Raw genomic sequence first — 17,985 nt, forward strand, 5'->3', positions numbered from 1 at the left:
GCAGGGGGCGCGGCGGGCGCAGGGGGCGCGGCGGGCGCAGGGGGCGCGGCACGCTCCTCTGTTTCGGCGAGTCCGGCCACCGTGTCGCCCGTTCCCAGCACGTCGCCCACCCGGTAGTCCACCCGGTCGCCCTCGAACAGCCACGAAGGCGGCCGGCCGTCAAAGCGGGGCCCGGCCCGGTCGCGGCACCGGCCGGCGGCGGGCCGTCCGGCGAGGTCCCGCGGACCGCGCGCACCACGGCACGGTCCGCGGGACGGCCGTACGGGGCACCGGATGCGACTCCCGCCGATTGTCGGTGGGCGGTGGTTCAATGAGCTGCCATGAAGGCCAATCGATCCATCCCGGCGTCGACCGTCATACCGGTGCTCGTCTATCCCGACGTGCGGGAGGCCGTGGCGTGGCTGTCGGCGGCCTTCGGGTTCGCCGAGAGGGTGCGGATCGGGGAGAACCACCGCGCCCAGCTCCGGGTCGGCGACGGCGCCGTCATTGTCGGCGACGTCCACGGAGAGCGCCGTCCGCCCCGTCCCGGCGAGGTCACCCACTCCGTGACCGTGCGGGTCGAGGACGCCCGGGCCCACTGCGAGCGGGCCAGGGAGAACGGCGCGCGCATCCTCATGGAGCCGACCGACATGCCGTACGGCGAGCGGCAGTACACGGCCGAGGATCCCGCGGGCCACCGGTGGACGTTCTCCGAGACCCTCGCCGACGTCGCCCCGGAGGAGTGGGGCGGGGAGCTCGTCGATCCCGGATGAGCCCGGGCGCCGCACGGCCCGTGAACCTTTCACGGCCCGGGCTCCGGCCGGGCGCGGAGGCGGCGGGACGACCAGCCGCCACCCTGCGGCTTCGCCAGGCCCCTCGCGGGACGGCGTCGCCGCATCGTTGACCGCATGATCGGCGCCGTTTACGGTTCCGGTGCGCAATGCCCTGTACCTCGCTCCACGATGACGCGACACGGAGGCATCGATGTCCCGGAAGCTCGTGCGGTTCGTCCCCCTGACCGCCGCGGCCGTACTGGCCACCGCGCTCGCCACGGCGGCGCCCGCCGTCGCCGGTGCGGTCGATCCCGCACCGATCGGCCCGAACCAATACTTCTCCGGCCTGGTGAACGGGCAGTCAGGCACCTCGACGATCAAAATGGGCTGCTTCGGCCCGGTGTACCCCGGTCAAACCGGCCACCCCCTGGCGGGGCAGACCGTCGAGGTCCGGAGGGCGTTCTCGACCTCGACGAGCAGCGTGGGATACACGGGCAGCGCGGCCAAGGCGATCGGGGTCGCCTTCGGCAACGCCACCTCCGCCACCGCGCCCATCGTCCTGCGCTTCTACGGGGCGCCGGCCGAGATTCCCACCTCGCTCAACCTGCCGTGCTACGGAAGCGGGACCGTGTCGTTCGTCCCGACGCCGTCCAGCCCGTCCGCCCGCCCGGCCACGGTCACGGTGAACTTCGTCGGCCAGCCCTGACCTCGGACAACGGAGGTCCGGCGGCGCCGGGGAACGCCCCCTCAGGCCGGCTCGACGATCAGGCCGGCGGGGAGCTCGCCGCCCAGGACGTCGAGGGTTACCCGGCCGTCGCCGGCCACCGTGACCGTGCCCCAGGCGGTGCCGGCGACGAACGGGAACCGCCCGGGGCGCGGCCCGACCCGCAGCCGGCGCGCGGTCGCGTCGTAGCGAAAGCCGGTGTACGCGTCGAGCAGCGACCAGCCGGCCATGGCCCGCACGTAGTGGTCGCCGCACTCGACCTCGTTGAACGGGTTGCGCCGGGCGCCGTCGTACCGCTCCCGCACCGCACGGACGATCCGCAGCGCCTCGTCGGTCAGCCCCTCGTACAGGCAGTGCGCGGCGACCTGGTACTCCACGCCGGTCCACACCTCGTCGCTGTAGCGCAGCGGCACCGCGGGACGGCCCCCGTGCGGCCAGGTGCACACCACCAGGCCGGTCTCGTCGCCATCGGCGAAGACCCGGTAGCCGTGCTCGGGGAAACCGGTGCGGAGGTTGTGCCGCACGATCGCCGAGAGCGCGGCGCGCACGCGCTCGGGGGGCAGGAGGTGGCCGAGGCCGAGCTGGTGCGCCCACCACTGCCCGAGGAGCTGGTCGGACAGGCATCCCCTGCCGAAGTCGTAGGCCTCGCCGGTGACCGGCTGCGCGTAGTACTCGCCGTTCCACAGCAGAGTGTCGTAGCCGTCGCTGCCGGCCGCGAACAGTTCGGCGTACTCCGGCGCGGCGGCCGGCTCGACCAGCTCGGCCATCGCCCCCATCGCCCGCAGCGCGGCCAGCCACAGGCCGCCCACGAACATGTTCGGGCCGTGCAGGCTGATGTCGTACGTGACCGGCTGGTCGCCGCGCAGCACGCCGTCGCCGTCGGGGTCCCAGGTCGTGGTGACGTGGTCCATGAGGCGCCGCAGGGCCGGCCAGTGACCGCGCAGCCAGTCGAGCCCGGCGCCGTCGAGCACCGAGCGGTAGGTCTTCAGGACCGCGCCGAGCATGCCGTCGAGCGCCGGGCGCTCGGGGCCGCCGATCGCTACGCCGTGCAGCTGGGGCAGGTACAGCGGCAGCACGATCCGGTGCGGGAGCGACCCGTCGGGCGCCTGCACCGACAGCTCGGTCTCGCGCATGTCGCGCCCCATCTGGGGGAACAGCCGGGCGAGGGCCTGCTCGTAGTTGAAGACGTGGTTGCAGTTGAGCGGGCAGGAGCCGCCGACGTCGCCGTTCCAGTTGCGGGTCGAGGCGCCGAGCGCGCCCTCGAACCCGTAGACGCGCCCGTCCGCCGTACGGAACAGGCTGGGTGAGCGGACGAGCGTGCCCTGGGCGGAGACCACCTCCCGCAGGTCCTCCGGCAGGTCGCTGCCGGAGACCGCGTCGGCCCACGCGCGGGAGGCGGCGTCGAGGCGGTCCCGGTCGGCCAGGTAGGCGTCGAGGACGTCCAGCGCGCCGCCGAACCGGCCGGCGTAGTGGTTCCCGACCCAGAAGCGGGTGCCGCCGTACGACCGGGTGGGCCCGAACCGGTCGAAGTCGGCGTACCGGTTGGGGAACCACCAGGCGTGCACGATGTCGATGGAGGTCGTCTCGCCGGGCCGCAGCGCGAACGCGACCGCGACGGCGGCGTCCCAGGTGTGCCCCGCCGGGCTCGGGCCGGCCGGCGGGCGCAGCGGCGACACCCCGTCGGCGACCGCGGCGCGCAGGGCCGCGTCGCTGTAGTCGCCCAGCTGGACCGGGGCCACCAGCTTCGCGGTCTCAGCGAACCGCAGCATCGCGTCAGCGCCGGACGCGCGGGGGAGCGCCGCGGCCGGTCCGTCGGTCCACAGCAGCATCTCGCCGTACGACGGGTCGCGTTCGTCGAGCCCCGGATGGTCCATGAGGACGCCGGTCTGGCCGGGACGGCGCAGCAGGCGGTTGACGTTGCCGCCGTACCCGGCGCCGCGGGTGCCGTCGATCGGCGTCACGCCGTCCCAGCCGACTGCGTTCTGCAGGGTGCCGAGCAGCCAGCCGTGCCGCAGTTCGGCGCTGGTGTTGGTCAGTGTGAAGCGGTGGCGCACCAGCGGCAGCGCGCTGGCGTCCGGGTCGAGCGGGACGAAGGGGGTGAACGCCGAGAGCGACACGGCGAGCGGGAGCGCGTCGTCCAGGTAGGTCACCTCGGCGAAGGGGTAGGCGGCGCGGAACTCCGTGCCGGCCACCGTCGGCCACGGCGGCAGCCGGTCGGCGTCGGGCACCTCGGCGTCGGAGACGTTCGGCGCGGGCCGCTCGTGCGGGGGGAGCGGCGCCGAGCGCAGCAGCCGGACGACGTCGCCGGGCGGCTCGGTGGAGGAGACCCGCAGGGCGAAGAAGCTGTCGGGCAGGAACCCCCGGTGGTTCGGCACCCCCGGCAGCTGCCACTGTCGCAGCGCGCCGTCGCCGCCGAGCGCCACGTGCCCGGTGCCGAAGCCGCCGAGCGGAAACGCCACCGCGCGCCGGGCCTGTCCGGTGTACCGCCTCACGGCCTTCCCTTCGTCGAACGACCTTGGTGATCGTGAAATCGATTTCACACAAGCTAGGCGAGGCCCGTCGCGGGTGTCAAGACCGGCCGCGACGCCGGGCCCGGACGCCCCGCGATCGGTAAAATCCCGTGGCATGGCCACGATTTACGAGGTGGCGGCACTCGCCGGCGTCTCGCCCGCGACGGTCTCCCGCGTCTTCAACGGGCTCACGGTCTCCGAGGAGAAGCAGCGCCTGGTCCGCGACGCCGCCGCGAAGCTGGCCTTCACGCCGAACAAGACCGCCCGGCGGCTGCGCAAGAAGAGCTCGGAGATCATCGCCCTGCTGATCCCCGACATCGAGAACCCCTTCTACACGGCGCTCGCCCGGGGAGTGGAGGACCGGGCGCAGGAGGCGGGCTTCTCGCTCGTGCTCTGCAACACCGACGACGACCCGCGCAAGGAGCTGCGCTACCTGCAGATCGCGGCGTCCGAGGAGATGGCGGGGGTCATCCTCTCGCCGGCGTCCGACGAGGTCGACCTCGGCGCGATCGCGTCGCTGAGCCGTCCCGTGGTGGCGGTCGACCGCACCACGCCGTACCCGGTGGACGCCGTGAAGATCGACAACCGAGCCGCGGGCATCGCCGCGACCACCGCGCTGTTCGACGCCGGGTACCGCAGAATCGCCTGCATCGCCGGGCCCGCGGGGATCGAGATGACGGAGGACCGCGTCCTCGGCTGGCGGCAGGTCGTCGCCGCGCGCGGGACCGGCGTCGACGAGGGCCACCTGCAGCACGCGAACTTCCGCGTGGACGGCGGCCGGGCGGCGATGACGTCCTTACTCGGCCTCGGCACGCCGCCCGACGCCGTCGTGACCACGAACAACCTGATGGCCGTGGGGGCGTTGCAGGCGCTGGCCGAGGCGGGGATCTCGCCGCAGACCTTCGGGGTCGCCGTCGTGGGCGAGCTGCCCATCATGGCCCTGGCCCCGGCGCCCGTCGTCCAGGTGCGGCTTCCGGCCCGCCACCTGGGCACGACCGCCGCGACGATGCTGCTCGAACGCATCGGGGGAGACACCCAGCCGCTCCGCACGGTCGTGCTGCGCGCCGAGGTCAGCCTCCCGGCAGCCCTCTAAGCCATCGTCGCTGCAATCGATACCAAAGCGGCAACGCCCTGATCAGAGCGTTGATAAGCGGCGACATGCCGACCTCTTGACGAAATCGATTTCTTGGACTTCACTGTGGCGCACCCCACATTGAGAGGGACGCAGGCCCATGAACATCCCCCGCTGCAAGGTCGCGCTGGCCTGCGCGACAGCCACGCTGGCGGTGACCGCCCTTGCCAGTTGCTCGAGCGGATCGGACACGCCGTCCGGCGGCAAATCGCTCGAAATCGTCTATTGGAACTACGGCCCCGCCGCCGAGAGCGGCAACAAGGCCACGGCGGACGCCTTCGTGGCGGCCCACCCCGGCGTGAAGATCACCCTCACCCCGGTCACCGGAGAGAACTGGGGCACCTACTACGCCAACGTCGCGACGCTGATCGCCTCCGGCAAGCACCCGGACCTCATGGTCATCTCCGGCGAGGGCGCCCAGTTCGTCCACGCCAACAATCTGGTCCTGCCCATCAACGGATACGTCGAGAAGGACTCCGAGGCCAAGACGCTGGTCGGCGACATCGGCAAGGGCCTCATCGACGGGTTCACCGTCAAGGGCGACATCGTCACGCTGACGTACGGCTGGAACGACATGGTCGTCTACTACAACACCGACGTCTTCAAGAAGGCCCACATCGACCCGCCCAAGCCGGACTGGACCTGGGACGACTTCAAGGCGATCGCCAAGAAGCTCAGCGCGGACACCAACGGCGACGGCAAGCCCGACCGGTACGGCTTCACCTGGGCCAGCAACGAGATCTTCCCCGGCATCATGCCCTGGGTGGCCAACGCCGGCGGCAACCTCACCAGCGACGACGTCTGCACGGCGACGGCCGACAGCCCCCAGGTCAACAAGGCGGTGAGCTTCCTCAGGGACCTGATCACCGAGGGGATCTCCCCGGCGCCGATGCCGATGAGCGACGTGTTCACCCGCTTCCAGAACGGCCAGGTCGCCATGTTCGGCGCGGGCCGGTGGCCGATCGCCACCTTCCTCCCGGCGGGCTTCAAAGCGTTCGACATCCAGCTCTACCCGAAGGGCGACACGTACAAGACGGTGTTCGGCGGGGCCGGCTACCCGATCCTCAAGGCGTCGAAGAACCCCGACCTCGCCTGGGAGTACCAGAAGTTCACGGTGAGCACCGATATCGAGAAGCAGTACGTCGGCACGCCCGACAAGCCCGGCGACTCCATCCCGTCGCGCCGATCCGTGGCCCAGACGATCTCCACGGTCGGCGTCCCGCCCGCCAACTCCGACCTGTTCTACGACAGCATCGACAAGTACCCGACCCTCGTGCCGTATCCCGCCCCGGCGAAGTACAGCACGTTCGAGTCGACCGTCCTGCGCCACCTGCAGCAGATTTTCGCTGGCGAAACCCCCGTTTCGGACGGACTCAAAAACATGCAGAGTGAGCTGAGCAGCATCGTCACCTGCTGAGTCCGACACGATCCCACAAGGCGGACCATGACCACCAGTAGCACACTCCGGTCCGGGGCCGGTGACCGCGCGGTCGCCGGCCCCGGACCGCGGGCCCCGCGCCGGCGTCGCGGCGACGGGGCGGCCGCGCTCGCGTTCCTCACTCCGTCGATCATCACGTTCCTCGTCTTCGTCCTCGCCCCGACCGTCGGGGTGCTGGTGCTGAGCTTCTACAACTGGAACCTGCTCAGCGACGGCACGTTCGTCGGCCTCGACAACTTCACGCGGCTCCTCCACGACGGGCGGCTGCTGGGGGTCTACGGGTCCACGACCTACCTGGCGCTCGTCATCCTCACCGTCAACGTCGTGGCGGGGCTCCTGCTCGCGGTGCTGCTCGAGACGCGGATGCCCCGGTGGCTGCGGGCCTTCTTCCGGCTCTCGTTCCTGTTCCCCTTCGTCGTGTCGGCCTCCGCGGTGGCCCTGATCTGGCGTTTCCTGCTCAACAAGGACCTCGGCCTGGTCAACTACCTGCTCGGCCTCGTGCACGTCGACCGGATCGACTGGCTGGGGTCCTCGGCGTTCGCGCCGGTCTCGGTCATCATCGTCAACTCCTGGAAGACGATCGGGTTCTCGATCCTCGTCTACATCGCCGGTCTGCAATCGATTCCGGACGAGCTGCGGGAGGCGGCCATCGTGGACGGCGCCGGCGCCTGGACGCGGTTCTGGCGGATCACGTTCCCGCTGCTGTCCCCGACCGTCTTCTTCCTCGTCGTGATCAATACGATCAACTCGTTCCAGATCTTCGCCGAGCCGCGCGTGCTCACCCAGGGCGGCCCGGGGGACTCCAGCCGGACCATCGTCGAGTACCTCTACGACCGGGCGTTCGGCGACTTCGACCTCGGGTACGCCTCGGCGATCGGCATCACCTTCGCGCTCGTCCTGGTCGTGCTCACGGCCGTCCAGTTCTGGTTCTCACGCAGGTGGACGCAGGGATGAGCGCCGCCACTACGAGGTCTCCCGCCCCCGGACGCCTGGCCGCGCGCGTCCTGACCTTCGCGATCCTCGGCATCGCGGCCCTCGCCATCACCGCGCCGTTCCTGTGGATCTTCCGCGGTGCGTTCTCGGGCTCGGACGCCGAGCTGTACCGCCTGCCTCCGGCCTTCCACCCCGCGAACCTCACGGTGCGCAACTTCGGCCAGGTCACGGAGCAGGTGCCGTACTTCCGGTTCTTCCTCAACTCGATCATCGTGTCGACCACCGTGACCGTCGCGCAGCTGATCACGTGCTCGACGGCCGGGTACGCCTTCGCGCGGCTGCGGTTCCGCGGCAGGGGCGTCCTGTTCGCGGTCGTCATCGGGTCGCTCATGATCCCGATCCAGGTCACGATCGTCCCGCTCTTCCTGGTCATGTCGAAGCTCGGGCTGACCAACACGCTGTGGGCGCTCATCCTGCCCGGCATCTTCAGCGCGTTCGGGATCTTCCTGCTGCGTCAGCACTTCCAGGCGCTGCCCGTCCAGCTGGAGGAGGCCGCCATGATCGACGGGGCCGGCCGGTTGCGGACGTTCGTCCGGATCATCCTGCCGCTGTCCGGGCCGTCGATCGCGACGCTGGGCATCCTGTGCTTCACCTACTGGTGGAACGACCTGCTGCTGCCCCTGGTGATGATCAGCGACACCGAACGGCAGACGCTCCCGGTCGGCCTCGTCCTGCTCGCCGGCCGGTTCTCCACCGGCTCGCTGGGCACGATCGCGGCCGGCATCACGATGGCGATCGTCCCGGTCCTGGTCGTCTTCCTCGCGGCGCAGCGGTACATCGTGCAGTCCATCGCGTCGAGCGGGCTGAAGCTGTGACGCGCGTCGGGGAGAGCACCGCCGCCGCGACGCTGCCGTGGCTGGTCAGGCGCGGCGCGCTCATGTTGTGGCACGAGCTGCCCCGCTCCGCCGTCGCGGGCGCGCTCGGCCTCGCCGCCGCGGTCCCCCTGGCGGTGGCGGCCGCGGCCGGGCTGCCCGCCTGGATCCTGGCCGTGACGACCGTGCCGCCGGCGCTCGCGCTGACGGGTCTCGTCCGGTTCGCCGCGGCCGTGGCCCGCGGGGACGGCCCCCGCCTGGCGGCCCTGAGGGAGATCGACCCGGTGCTCGCACTGGCGCTCGCGGCCGGCGTCTGGCCGGCCGGGCTGGGCCTGGCCTCCGCCGGCGCCGCGGCGACGGCCGGCGCCGTCGCCGCCGCGGCACTGCTTCTCGTCATGCCGTACGCGCTCGCGTACGGCGCGCTGCGGGGCAGGCGCGGCCTCGGGGCGCTGCGGGGCGGGGCGATCCTCGTGGCGTTCCGGCCGAGCTGGGCCCTCACGCTCGCCGGCCTCGGCTGCCTGGGCGGGTTCGCGGTCGCGGCCTCCGCCGGGGTGCTCGCGCCCGTGATGCCACCCCTGCTGCTCGCGATCGCGTCGTCGCAGGTCGCCGGGCTCCTCGACGAGATCGACGCACTGCAGGGCCGGGCATGACGACAGGTGCCGCCGCCGGGGGATCCGCGTCGGAATGAACGCTCGACCCGTACCGACCGCCGGACACGGCGCAGATCCAAGTGAGAGCCGATGCCCGGCGCGAAGGTGACGATCTACCAGGTGGCCGAGCGCGCCGGCGTCTCGCCGGCCACGGTGAGCCGGGTGCTGAACGGTGCGCGCGTGTCGGCGGAGTCCGAGCGGCTCGTGCTCGCCGCGGCCGCGGAGCTGGACTTCACGCCCAACCGTACGGCGCGGCGGCTGCGCCGCCAGTACTCGGAGGTGATCGCGCTGGTCATCCCGGACGTCGAGAACCCGTTCTTCACCGCGCTCGCCCGCGGGGTGGAGAACCGGGCCCGCGCCGGCGGCTACTCGGTCGTGCTGTGCAACACCGACGACGACCCCGCCCGGGAGTCGACGTACCTCGACATCGCGCTGGCCGAGCACATGGCGGGCGTCATCCTGGCGCCGGCCGACGACGCCAGCGACGTGAGCCGGCTCATCGCCCGCAGGTGTCCCGTCGTCGCCGTGGACCGGCGGCTGAGCCGGCAGGACGTGGACGCGGTCACCGTCGACAACCGCGCCGGGGGACTGTCGGCCGCCCGGTCGCTGTTCGCCGACGGCTTCTCCCGGGTGGCCTGCATCACCGGTCCCAGCTCCGTCGAGACCGCCCAGCTCCGCATGGAGGGGTGGCTGCAGGCCACCCGCGACCGGCACGGCGCGGGCGACGACGCGCTGCTGCGCTACGCCGACTACCGGGTCGACGGCGGCCGGGCGGCGATGGCGGAGCTGCTCGCGCTCCCCGAGCCGCCGGACGCGGCCGTCGTCGCCAACAACCTGATGGCGGCGGGAGCGCTCGACGCGCTGCACGACGCGGGACTGACGCCGCACGGGTTCGGCCTCGCCGTGTTCGGCGACCTGCCGTTCGCGTCCTTCGAGCGCAGGGGCATCCGGGTCGTCGACCTGCCCGCGCGGGAGCTGGGCGAGGCGGCCGCCGGCCTGCTGCTCGACCGGATCGGCGGTGACGACGGTCCGCCGCGGACGGTTGTGCTCCGCACGGACCGCAGAGCGAAGGAGAGGCAGTGACCCGAAGGGCTTTCCTGGGCGTCGACATCGGCACGTCCAGCAGCAAGGGCGTGCTGGTCGACGAGGGTGGCCGGCTGCTGGCCTCCGCCGTACGGGACCACGAGGTCAGCCGTCCGCGTCCCGGCCACGTCGAGATGGACGGCGAGCTGTGGTGGACCGAGTTCCGCGAGCTTGCCGCCGAGCTGGACGACGCCGACGTGGAGATCGCGGCCGTGGGCGTGAGCGGGATGGGCCCGTGCGTCCTGCTCACCGGCGAGGACGGCCTGCCGCTGCGCCCGGCCATCCTGTACGGCGTCGACACCCGGGCGGCCCGGCAGATCGAGGAGCTCACCGCCGAGCTGGGCGGTCCGGGGGCGATCCTGGACCGCTGCGGCTCGGCCCTGTCGTCCCAGGCCGTGGGGCCGAAGCTCCGGTGGCTCGCCGAGCACGAGCCGGACGTGTGGAGCCGCGCGCGCCGCCTGTTCATGCCCGCCTCGTGGCTCGTCCACCGCCTCACCGGCGCGTACACCCTCGACTACCACTCGGCGAGCCAGTGCACGCCGATGTTCGACATCGAGGCCGCCCACTGGTACCGGCCCTGGGCGGAACGGATCGCGCCGCACCTGGAACTGCCGGCGCTCGCGTGGTCCGACGAGGTCGCCGGGACGACCCGGGAGCCGGTCGCCGGAATCCCCGCCGGCACCCCCGTGGTGACCGGCACGATCGACGCCTGGACCGAGGCCGTGAGCGTCGACGCCCACAACGTGGGCGACCTCATGTTGATGTACGGCACCACGATGTTCCTCGTGGCCACCGTGGACCGGCCGCTCAGGTCGCCGTCCATGTGGGGCACGCTCGGGGCGTTCCGCGGCACCCGCAGCCTCGCCGGCGGCATGGCGACCTCGGGCGCCGTCACGGGCTGGCTGCGCGACCTGGTGGGCGCGCCCGGCTACGCCGAGCTCCTCGCCGAGGCGGAGGCGTCCGGCCCCGGCGCGCGCGGCCTGCTCGTGCTGCCCTACTTCGCGGGCGAGCGGACGCCGGTGCAGGACCCGGACGCCCGCGGCGTCGTCGCCGGCCTGACGCTCAGCCACACCAGGGGCGACCTCTACCGCGCGGCCCTGGAGGCGACGGCCCTCGGCGTCCGGCACAACGTCGAGGCGCTGCGCGCCGCCGGCGCGCGCGTCGAACGGGTCGTGGCGGTCGGCGGCGGCACCCGCGGCGGTCTGTGGACGCGGATCGTCAGCGACGTCACCGGCCTCCCCCAGGTCGTCCCGGCCACGACGATCGGGGCGGCGTACGGCGCCGCCCACCTCGCGGCGCGCACGACCGTGGCCGCCGCCATCGCCGAGTGGAACCCGCCGGCGGCGACCGTCGCGCCGGACGCCGCGCTGAAAGCGGGCTACGACGAGCTGTACGCGCTGTACCGCGAGCTCTACCCGGCGACCCGCCGCATCGCCCACACACTCGCGGCCCGGCAACGGATGCTCGCGTGACCAGCACCTACGGAGGACACACCGTGAACTACGCCGTACCAGCCCCACCCAGCCGCCCGGCGACCGAGCCGAGGACGGCCTATCTCGTCGCGAGCGGAGACCTGCGGCCCGCCGCGAACCTCGCCGGATGGCCCACACAGGAGCGCATGGAGGCCGACGTCGCGGCCGCCTTCGCCGAGCTGGGCTGGACCGTGCGGCGGGCGCACCCGGTCGACCCGGCCACGGGACACGGGTTCATCTCCAGCCAGCGAATGGGGCTGGAGGTGTTCAAGACCATCCCGGTCGACGCGCCGCTGATCGTCGCCGAGTCCGTCTGGCAGTACAGCCATCACGTCCTCGCCGGGCTGCGCACCCACCGCGGCCCGATCCTCACCGTCGCGAACTTCGAGGGCAGATGGCCGGGACTGGTCGGCCTGCTCGGGCTCAACGCGGGAATGGCCAAGATGGGCGTCCCGTACTCCACCATCTGGAGCGTCGACTTCACCGACGACTGGTTCAAGGCGGGCATCAAGAGCTGGGTCGAGAGCGGGACCATCCCACACGACGCGTCGCACGTCCGGGACCTGCCGGACCTGCCCGGCAGCCCCGAGCGCGAGCTCGGTCAGGCCCTCGCCCGGCAGCTCCTCGCCGACAAGGCCATCATCGGCGTCTTCGACGAGGGCTGCATGGGCATGTACAACGCGATCATCGACGACGAGCTGCTCAACCCGATCGGCGTGTACAAGGAGCGGCTCTCCCAGAGCGCCCTGTGGGCCGAGATGCGGACCGTGCCCGACGAGGAGGCGGACGCGGTCGGCGCGTGGCTCGCGGACAAGGGCATGACGTTCCGGCTCGGGGACGACGAGGCCACCGAGCTCACGGAGGCGCAGCTGCGCTGGCAGTACAAGATGTACGTCGCGGCGCTGCGCATCAGCGACGATTTCGGCCTCGACGCCGTCGGCATCCAGTATCAGCAGGGGCTGAAGGACCTGTCGCCGGCGTCCGACCTGGCGGAGGGTCTCCTCAACAACGTCGACCGCCCGCCGGTGACCTCCCGCGACGGGTCGCGGGTGCTGTGGGAGGGCAGGGCGCTGCCCCACTTCAACGAGGCCGACGAGGGGGTGGCGGTCGACGCGCTCGTGACCAACCGCATCTGGACGGCCATGGGACTCGACCCGGCGACCACCCTTCACGACGTGCGCTGGGGCGAGGAGTACGACGGCCGGTTCGTGTGGGTCTTCGAGATCTCGGGGTCGGTGCCGCCGTCCCACTTCGCCAACGGGTACGCGGACGCGGTCGGCTGGCGGCAGGACCCGGTCTACTTCCCGCTGGGCGGCTCGACCATCAAGGGCGTCTGCAAGCCCGGCGAGATCGTCTGGAGCCGGGTCTTCGTGCAGGGCGGCGCGCTCCACGTCGACCTGGGCCGCGCGTCCGCGGTCTCGCTGCCCGACGAGGAGACCGAGCGCCGCTCGCAGGCCACCACGCCGGCGTGGCCCATCATGCACGCCGTCCTGCACGGGGTGAGCCGCGACCAGTTCATGGCCCGCCACAAGGCCAACCATCTCAACGTCGCCTACGCCCCCGACGCCGCGACGGCCGACAGGGCGCTGCTCGCCAAGGCCGCGCTCTTCGCCGAGCTCGGCGTCGCCGTGCACCTGGGCGGCGACACGGGCATCGCCTGACCCGGTCATCCGTACGCCGGGCGTCCCGGGGAGGGCGCCCGGCCACGGCGTGCGGCAGGATGACCACCGCCGGGCCGCGTCATGGCCGGGCGTGAGGAGGCGGCCGATGTCCATCCAGGTGCGTGCGGGCGGTCCCGGCGACGTCCCGGTGCTGCTGAGGATGTTCGACGACGCCGTGCGCTGGCTGACCGCCCGGGGGAGCGCCGGCCAGTGGGGCACCGAGCCGTGGTCGCGCGACCCCCGGCGGATCGAGCGCGTCCGGGGCATCGCCGCGAGCGGCGGGCTGTCGATCGCCGAGATCGACGGCGTGTCCGCCGGGGCGATCGCGGTCACCGAGCGGCCGCCCGCCCACATCCCCCCGGTGGACGAGCGGGAGCTGTACGTCGACATGCTCATCACCGCCCGATCCCACACGGGACGCGGGGTCGGCGCCGCCCTGCTCGACGAGGCGCGGACCGAGGCGCGGGCGCGGGGCGTCACGCTCCTGCGGGTGGACTGCTGGGCCGGTGGGGACGGCGACCTGGTGCGCTACTACCAGGGCCAGGGCTTCATGCCGGCCGGGAAGTTCGACGTCGACGGCTGGATCGGCCAGGTGTTCGAGCAGCGCCTCACGTGATCGGGCTCACCGGTGGACGACGGTGGGCCTCCCGGTGCCGGGGAACACCATGACCAGCAGCTCCACGGCGCCGTCCACGTACGCGTCGTTCTCCGCCTCCCTCTGCCGCTCCTGCTCGTCCTGGAAGCGCGCCACGGCGGGGCAGAGCGCCGCCAGCGCGGGTCCGAGCGACGCCTGGGGCGCCTCCTCCACGGCCGGCGCGCGCAGGTCGCCGCCGTGCCGGGCGGCCAGGTCGCAGAGCTGGTGTCCCTGCGCCAGGACCTCCCGGTCGGCCACGTCGCCCCAGCCCTCGGCGGGCTCGGCGTAGGGGACGTCGTAGCCGCGCACGTGGCAGAGGAAGTCCTTCTCGGCCGGGCTCAGTTCCCTGACCGTGCCGTGCCCGAACCCCCCGCAGTCGAGCGCGGGCTCGGTGCTCACCGTCCCGGCCGGCGCGGACTCCGCGGCGAGCAGGAGGACCGCCGCCATGCTCAGCACGGCGGCCGCCGTACGGCCGAGGGGACCTCGCCGGACGACCCGCCGTCGCGGGGCGCGGACGGCGAACAGGACGAGGACGGGGGATCGCGGAGTAGAGCCCCCTCGTCAGGATCGCGTCCACCAGTTCCGGCGGCCCCCAGGCGTCCATGCACTCGGGGCCGATGGCCAAGTCGACGACGACCAGCAGGGGTTCGAGGAGATCGAGGACCAGCAGAACGGCGGCGACGGAGCGGCCGGTGACCCTGCCGAGCGGTTGCCGGTCCGGGTGGCCGCGTACAACCCGGCGAAGCCCAGGGCGATCAGCGGGGCTCCGCCGAACTGGAAGAGGGGGAGACTCTGCGCGTCGAACACCGGCCCCTGGACGAGGTCGTCGATCTCGTTGGCCGGGCAGGAGCCGTAGGACGTCCATGCGTAGGCGCGACCGCCGTCGTCGCCGCTCAGGAGGGCGGCGATCCAGAAGTAGAGCGTGGGCGCCAGGGCGGCCGCCACCGCCGACGCCCACAGGATCGAAGATCGCCTTCCCATGACGGCGAAGGCTACCGGCAGGAGCCGGGAGGCGTCAGTGGTCGGTCTCCGCGGGGCGGACGGTCGCGGACCACCGCTGCTCGATGCGGCCGAGGCGCCAGACGCCCAGGGCGACGATCCAGGTGACGAAGAACAGCGCGACGATCACGTATCCGACGTGGTTGAGGTCGAGGCCGGCGACGGCGGCGAGGGGGCCGGTCTCGATGCCGAGCTTGTCGGCGACCAGGCCGACCAGCTCGACGGCGCCAACGATGACGGCGACGGCCACCGACAGGGCCGTGATCGTGATGTTGTAGTAGATCTTGCGGACGGGCTTGGCGAAGGCCCAGCCGTACGCGAAGTTCATGAAGCAGCCGTCGATGGAGTCGAGCAGGCTCATCCCGGCGGCGAAGAGCACCGGGAGGGTCAGCACCGCGTACCAGGGCAGTGCGAACGCCGCGGCGCCGCCGGCCAGGACCAGCAGGGAGATCTCGGTGGCGGTGTCGAAGCCCAGGCCGAACAGCAGGCCGACCGGGTACATGTGCCAGGGCTTGCGGACCGCCCGGGTGGCGCCGCCGAGGATGCGGTTCATGAAACCGCGCTTGTCGAGCTGCTCCTCCAGCGCCGCCTCGTCGTAGTCCCCGCGGCGCATGCGCCGGAAGACCTTGACGATCTGCCACAGCACCATCGTGTTGATCAACGCGATGATCATGAGGAAGACGCCGGAGACCAGGGTGCCGATGAGCCCGGTGACGACCTGCAGGGTGGAGGCCTCGTTCTCCACCTGGCCCGCCAGGGCCCGCACGCCGATACCGAGCAGCAGGCACAGCCCGAAGACCACCGACGAGTGCCCGAGCGAGAACCAGAACCCGACCGAGACGGGGCGCTGGCCGTCGCTCATCAGTTTCCGGGTGGTGTTGTCGATCGCGGCGATGTGGTCGGCGTCGAACGCGTGCCGCATGCCGAGCAGGTACGCGGTGACGCCCAGGCCGACGGTGAAGCCGCCCGCGGTGCCGAGCTGGTAGTGACGCGGGACGATGAGGGCGATCAGCGAGAACCAGCCGATCAGGTGGAGCGCGACGACGAACAGGGCCATCCCGCCGATGCGCCGCCACTCCCCGCGGGAGACGGAGCGGATGGGGACGGGTGCGCTCATGTGCCACTCCGGGTGTCGCGGGGATCGGCGGCGGAGGCGTGAGCACGCCCGGCACGACCTCTCCCCTTATTTGCAAACTCCTCGCAACTACAAATATCAGGCGATCATTCGTGGAGCGCAAGGGGGTGGCACGCGAGGCGCGACGGGTCAGGCGGTGCGCACCGCCTCCAGGGAAGGGTCAGGCGGCCCGCACCGCCTCCATGGCCGCCTCCAGCGACGGAGCGACCTCGAACGCCTCGTACAGGCCGGAGATCACCATCATCCGTTCCAGGTAGGCGGGCAGCGCGGCCAGGATCAGGCGCCGGCCGGAGTCGTGGCGCCGGTCCAGCAGCCGGGCCAGCACGACCAGGGCCGAGGAGTCGGCGAACGTCAGCTCGCGGAGCACGATGACCAGGACGCGATCGTCCCCCGTCTCCCGCCACGCCGCGCCGACCCGCTCCTGGAAGCGGTCGGCGTTGCGGTAGTCCACCTCTCCGGCCACATCGGCGACGAGGCACTCCTCGTGGGGGAAGATGACGAGGCGGAAGCCGTCGTCCGTCTGCTCTGGCATCGATCATCCCGTCATGTGCTCGCGGGTTCAGGGCAAGCGCCTGGGCCCATGTCTACCCAGGTTCCCGGGCTGCTCACGACCGTGCGCACGCTTCTACTCACCGGTACGCAGCGGGAGGCGCAGGACGAAGCGCGCACCGGACGGGCTGTCCTCGATGGCGAGCGTGCCTCCGTGGCACTTGGCGATCTCCCGGGCTATGGGCAGGCCGAGGCCGGTGCCGCCGACGTCCCTGCTGCGGGCGGTGTCCAGCCTGGTGAAGCGCTGGAAGACGACCTCCCGCTGGTCCCGGGGGACGCCGGGCCCGTCGTCGAGCACCTCGGCCACCGCGCTGCCGTGCGGGTGGCCGGGATCACCGGGCTCGGCGCGGACGGTCACGACGACGGTGGTGGCGGCGTGCCGTTCCGCGTTGTCGAGGAGGTTCCCGAACAGGCGGGAGAGCTGGAGGCGGTCGCCGAGGATCTCCGTCCCGTGGTCCAGACGCCTGACCACATCCTTCGCCGAGCCGCGCAGGTCGAGCTCCTCGTCGACGAGTTCGGCCAGGTCGATCGGACGGTGGTCGGCCGGCGCCCTGGCGTCGAGCCGCGACAGCGCGAGCAGATCGGTGGTGATCGCCTGCAGCCGGTCCAGGCTGGGCAGGAGGGAGCGGGCCACGGCCACGACCTCCTGGCTCTCCCCCGCCAGCAGCACGTCCTCCACCTGGGCGCGCATCGCGGCCAGCGGGGTGCGCAGCTCGTGCGAGGCGTCCGAGGCGAAGCGGCGCTGCTGCCGCATCGCCGTCTCGAGCCGTTCCAGTGTGCGGTTCACGCTCTCGGCCAGATGCTGGATTTCGTCCCGGCTCGGCGGCACCGGCACGCGCTGCCCCGGAGAGGTCAGGTTGATCACGTCCAGCTCGGTCTGGATGGCGGTCACCGGCCTGAGGGAGGCGGCCGCCGTACGGCGCCCGAGGCAGGTGACGATCACGACGAGCAGGACCGCGCCGCCGAGGACCGCCGCGATCAGCCGGATGTTCCGCCACGGGGGAACGAACGGCGAGGCGGAGTAGACCACCCAGTCGCCTCCCTGCCGGTGGGCGCGCTGGGCCACGACGATGTCGCACTCGCCCCGGGGGAAGGCGCCGCCGCAGACGACGGAGGTGGCGGCCCGCCTGCCGTCAGGGACGAAACGCCACATCACCGGCTTTCCCTGAAGCGGGGGCGTCGTCGCGATGATCCTTCCCTGGGCGTCGACGACCTGGATGTTGCGGTGCGGCCGGTCGGCGAGGGGGAAGTCGATCTGCCCCCGCTCGACCTGGAGGGCGACGCGCCCGCCGGCCGCGGCCACCTCCGCCCGCAGGTTCGCGGCGGTGAAACGATCGACGGCGATCATCAAGGAGACCGCCAGCAGGACGGACAGCACGGCCGCCACGGCGCTGGTGAAGAGCGTGATGCGGGTTGTGATGGGCAAGCGTCCCGCGCTCAT

Annotated in this window: 17 protein-coding genes; 11 read left to right on the forward strand and 6 right to left on the reverse strand. The window is 72.3% G+C overall.

Going from position 1 to position 17,985, the window contains the following annotated elements; genetic code table 11:
* Positions 1–320: 320 nt before the first annotated feature.
* Complete coding sequence (locus tag MPTA5024_RS15890; protein ID WP_036324783.1) at positions 321–752, forward strand: VOC family protein; 432 nt, start codon at positions 321–323, stop codon at positions 750–752.
* A 211-nt stretch (positions 753–963) separates the two neighbouring features.
* On the forward strand, positions 964–1,458 hold the full coding sequence (locus tag MPTA5024_RS15895) for a hypothetical protein (RefSeq protein WP_036324784.1): 495 nt from the start codon (positions 964–966) through the stop codon (positions 1,456–1,458).
* Between the two features lie 41 nt (positions 1,459–1,499).
* On the opposite strand, the gene MPTA5024_RS15900 is transcribed toward MPTA5024_RS15895, so the two are convergent.
* A complete protein-coding gene (locus tag MPTA5024_RS15900) occupies positions 1,500–3,968 on the reverse strand; it encodes a GH116 family glycosyl hydrolase (protein ID WP_036324787.1) in 2,469 nt (822 codons plus the stop codon).
* Positions 3,969–4,101: 133 nt separating this feature from the next.
* On the opposite strand from MPTA5024_RS15900, the gene MPTA5024_RS15905 reads away from it, so the two are divergent.
* From MPTA5024_RS15905 to MPTA5024_RS15945, 9 genes are all read left to right on the forward strand, one after another.
* Positions 4,102–5,079 carry a LacI family DNA-binding transcriptional regulator gene (locus MPTA5024_RS15905; protein WP_036324789.1) on the forward strand — a complete coding sequence of 326 codons (978 nt, stop codon included), beginning with the start codon at positions 4,102–4,104 and terminating at the stop codon, positions 5,077–5,079.
* A 139-nt stretch (positions 5,080–5,218) separates the two neighbouring features.
* The gene (locus MPTA5024_RS15910; RefSeq protein WP_036324791.1) at positions 5,219–6,535 is read left to right on the forward strand and encodes an ABC transporter substrate-binding protein; all 1,317 of its coding nucleotides are present in this window, start codon (positions 5,219–5,221) and stop codon (positions 6,533–6,535) included.
* A gap of 27 nt (positions 6,536–6,562) precedes the next feature.
* Complete coding sequence (locus tag MPTA5024_RS15915; protein WP_036324792.1) at positions 6,563–7,510, forward strand: carbohydrate ABC transporter permease; 948 nt, start codon at positions 6,563–6,565, stop codon at positions 7,508–7,510.
* Positions 7,507–8,364, forward strand: coding sequence for a carbohydrate ABC transporter permease (locus MPTA5024_RS15920; RefSeq protein WP_036324794.1), 858 nt, complete (start codon positions 7,507–7,509; stop codon positions 8,362–8,364). The genes MPTA5024_RS15915 and MPTA5024_RS15920 overlap by 4 nt, the downstream gene beginning before the upstream one ends.
* On the forward strand, positions 8,361–9,011 hold the full coding sequence (locus tag MPTA5024_RS15925; protein WP_036324795.1) for a hypothetical protein: 651 nt from the start codon (positions 8,361–8,363) through the stop codon (positions 9,009–9,011). The genes MPTA5024_RS15920 and MPTA5024_RS15925 overlap by 4 nt, the downstream gene beginning before the upstream one ends.
* 90 nt (positions 9,012–9,101) lie before the next feature.
* Complete coding sequence (locus MPTA5024_RS15930; RefSeq protein WP_036324798.1) at positions 9,102–10,094, forward strand: LacI family DNA-binding transcriptional regulator; 993 nt, start codon at positions 9,102–9,104, stop codon at positions 10,092–10,094.
* Positions 10,091–11,566 (forward strand): FGGY-family carbohydrate kinase, encoded by a 1,476-nt coding sequence (locus tag MPTA5024_RS15935; RefSeq protein WP_036324799.1) that lies wholly within the window; start codon positions 10,091–10,093, stop codon positions 11,564–11,566. Before MPTA5024_RS15930 ends, MPTA5024_RS15935 begins: the two co-directional genes overlap by 4 nt.
* On the forward strand, positions 11,563–13,227 hold the full coding sequence (locus tag MPTA5024_RS15940; protein WP_198167177.1) for a hypothetical protein: 1,665 nt from the start codon (positions 11,563–11,565) through the stop codon (positions 13,225–13,227). The genes MPTA5024_RS15935 and MPTA5024_RS15940 overlap by 4 nt, the downstream gene beginning before the upstream one ends.
* Positions 13,228–13,333: 106 nt before the next feature.
* The gene (locus MPTA5024_RS15945; RefSeq protein WP_036324801.1) at positions 13,334–13,843 is read left to right on the forward strand and encodes a GNAT family N-acetyltransferase; all 510 of its coding nucleotides are present in this window, start codon (positions 13,334–13,336) and stop codon (positions 13,841–13,843) included.
* 6 nt (positions 13,844–13,849) lie between these two features.
* Here MPTA5024_RS15945 and MPTA5024_RS15950 read toward each other — a convergent pair whose 3' ends face one another.
* From MPTA5024_RS15950 to MPTA5024_RS15970, 5 genes are all read right to left on the reverse strand, one after another.
* Positions 13,850–14,317: a hypothetical protein gene (locus MPTA5024_RS15950; RefSeq protein ID WP_198167178.1), complete on the reverse strand. Its 468-nt coding sequence runs from the start codon at positions 14,315–14,317 to the stop codon at positions 13,850–13,852.
* Positions 14,318–14,422: 105 nt separating this feature from the next.
* Positions 14,423–14,842, reverse strand: a complete 420-nt coding sequence (locus MPTA5024_RS15955) for a hypothetical protein (protein WP_157099493.1) — start codon at positions 14,840–14,842, stop codon at positions 14,423–14,425.
* 34 nt (positions 14,843–14,876) lie between these two features.
* On the reverse strand, positions 14,877–15,977 hold the full coding sequence (locus MPTA5024_RS15960; RefSeq protein ID WP_036324807.1) for a HoxN/HupN/NixA family nickel/cobalt transporter: 1,101 nt from the start codon (positions 15,975–15,977) through the stop codon (positions 14,877–14,879).
* A gap of 178 nt (positions 15,978–16,155) precedes the next feature.
* Positions 16,156–16,527 carry an STAS domain-containing protein gene (locus tag MPTA5024_RS15965; protein WP_036324809.1) on the reverse strand — a complete coding sequence of 124 codons (372 nt, stop codon included), beginning with the start codon at positions 16,525–16,527 and terminating at the stop codon, positions 16,156–16,158.
* A 93-nt stretch (positions 16,528–16,620) separates the two neighbouring features.
* Entirely contained in the window at positions 16,621–17,985 is a 1,365-nt protein-coding gene (locus tag MPTA5024_RS15970) for a sensor histidine kinase (protein WP_157099494.1), read from the reverse strand.

It is taken from the genome of Microbispora sp. ATCC PTA-5024 (assembly GCF_000511135.2).
Classification (GTDB): domain Bacteria; phylum Actinomycetota; class Actinomycetes; order Streptosporangiales; family Streptosporangiaceae; genus Microbispora; species Microbispora corallina.